2 protein-coding genes are annotated in these 1,729 nt (G+C 71.3%); both read left to right on the forward strand.

Going from position 1 to position 1,729, the window contains the following annotated elements:
* The first annotated feature begins 84 nt into the window (after positions 1–84).
* Positions 85–1,026 (forward strand): substrate-binding periplasmic protein, encoded by a 942-nt coding sequence (locus FVW20_RS14305; RefSeq protein WP_196610144.1) that lies wholly within the window; start codon positions 85–87, stop codon positions 1,024–1,026.
* Positions 1,007–1,729: cobalt-precorrin-4/precorrin-4 C(11)-methyltransferase (locus FVW20_RS14310; RefSeq protein WP_196610145.1), on the forward strand; the 723-nt coding region annotated here is incomplete at its 3' end. The genes FVW20_RS14305 and FVW20_RS14310, both read left to right, overlap by 20 nt.

Below are 1,729 nucleotides of genomic sequence, written 5' to 3' on the forward strand. Positions count from 1 at the left end.
GGTGCCCCTGCTGGGCGACCTGCGCCTTGCGGCCCTGAACCCCGTCTTCATCGTGGCGGCCACGCGGCCCGGAGGTGACGCGGCATGACTCCGCGCCCCTTCCCCACTGCCCCTTCCGGCGGCAACGCGGCGCGGCCCCGCGCCCTGCCGTCCCAGCCGCTTTCGTTGTTCCTGCTGGCCCTGTCGTTCCTGCTGACGGCCATGCTACTGCTGCCGCATGCCGCCACGGCCAGGAAAACCGCCCCGGCTTCCATCCCTCCGGCAGCCAACGCCACGGACAGCAGCCCCGCCAGCACCGGCGCGCCGCTGCGCGTGTTCATTCTGGACCAGCCGCCATGGAGCTACCTGCACGAAGGCCAGCCGTACGGTGCCGCCGTGGACGTGGCCCGCGCCGCGCTGCACCGTTTGGGGCGCACCGCGGAATTCGTGGTCACGCCCTTCAACCGGGGGATTTCGCTGGTCCGCCAGGGCAAGCTGGATGCGGCCCTTGCTGTCTACCGCACCCCCGAGCGCGAACAGTTCCTGCACTACACCACCGTGCCCCTGTACGGCGAAGACGTCATTCTCATGGTGCACCCGGATGACCGGCATCTGGCCGACGACACCAGCGGCACCTCGCGCGATGCCGTCCTGTACGGCGAAAAGCCGGTGGCCCTGGCCCTGGGATACAACTACGGCCCCACGCTGGACGCCATCATCGCCCGCCAGGGACTGATCCGTACCAGTTCCTACTATTCGTTGCAGGAAGGGGTGCAGGCGGTGCTGCGCCGCGAGGCGGCGGCCGTGCCCGGCACGGAACCCACCTTGCGCGCGCTGCTGCACCGTCTTGCCCCCGGCAGCGCCCCCATGCTGCTGCGCCCCCCCTACGACTATGTTTCCGTCTACATGGCCTTTGCACCCACCGAGGCAAACGCCCTGCTGGCCGCGGATTTCGACGCCACGCTCGGGCGGATGCGCGCCAGCGGCGAATACGCCCGCATTCTGGCCAAAGCCGACAGGATCCTGCATGCCCATCAAGGACAATGACCCTTCCGGCGGCGCGCCCGCCATGTCTCCCAGCGGCCCCCGCGCCGAATGTTCCGCGTCCGCCCCAGACGCATCCCCCACTGACGGCCACGTCTGGTTCGTGGGGGCTGGCCCCGGCGACCCGGAACTGCTCACCCTGAAGGCCCGGCGGATCATCGCGGAGGCAGACCTGGTGCTCTACGCGGGTTCGCTGGTGCCCCCGCAGGTTGTGGCCTGCGCCCGGCCCGAAGCGCGGGTGATCGACTCCGCGCCGCTCACGCTGGAACAGACCCACGCCCTGTTGCGTGAAACGGCCCTGACTGGCGGCATGGCCGCGCGGGTGCACACCGGCGATCCGTCGTTGTACGGCACCGTGCGCGAGCAGATGCGTCTGCTGCACGCCGAAGGCATCGCCTGCTCGGTGGTGCCGGGCGTGACCGCGGCCTTCGCCGCCGCTGCCGCAGCCGGGGTGTCGTTCACCGCGCCGGAGGTCACCCAGTCGCTGGTCATCACCCGGCTGGAAGGGCGCACCCCGGTGCCCGAGGCGGAACGGCTGCGCGAACTGGCCCGCCATGGCAGCGCCATGGCCGTGTACCTTTCCGCCGCCGCCCCGGAACGGCTGCAAGAAGAACTGGCGGCGGCGGGCGTGGCCCCGCATACCCCGGTACTGGCGGCCCACCGGGTGGGCTGGCCCGACGAAGCGCTGGCCTGGACCACGGCGGGC

The sequence above is a fragment of the Nitratidesulfovibrio oxamicus genome (assembly GCF_015731765.1).
Lineage (GTDB): Bacteria > Desulfobacterota > Desulfovibrionia > Desulfovibrionales > Desulfovibrionaceae > Cupidesulfovibrio > Cupidesulfovibrio oxamicus.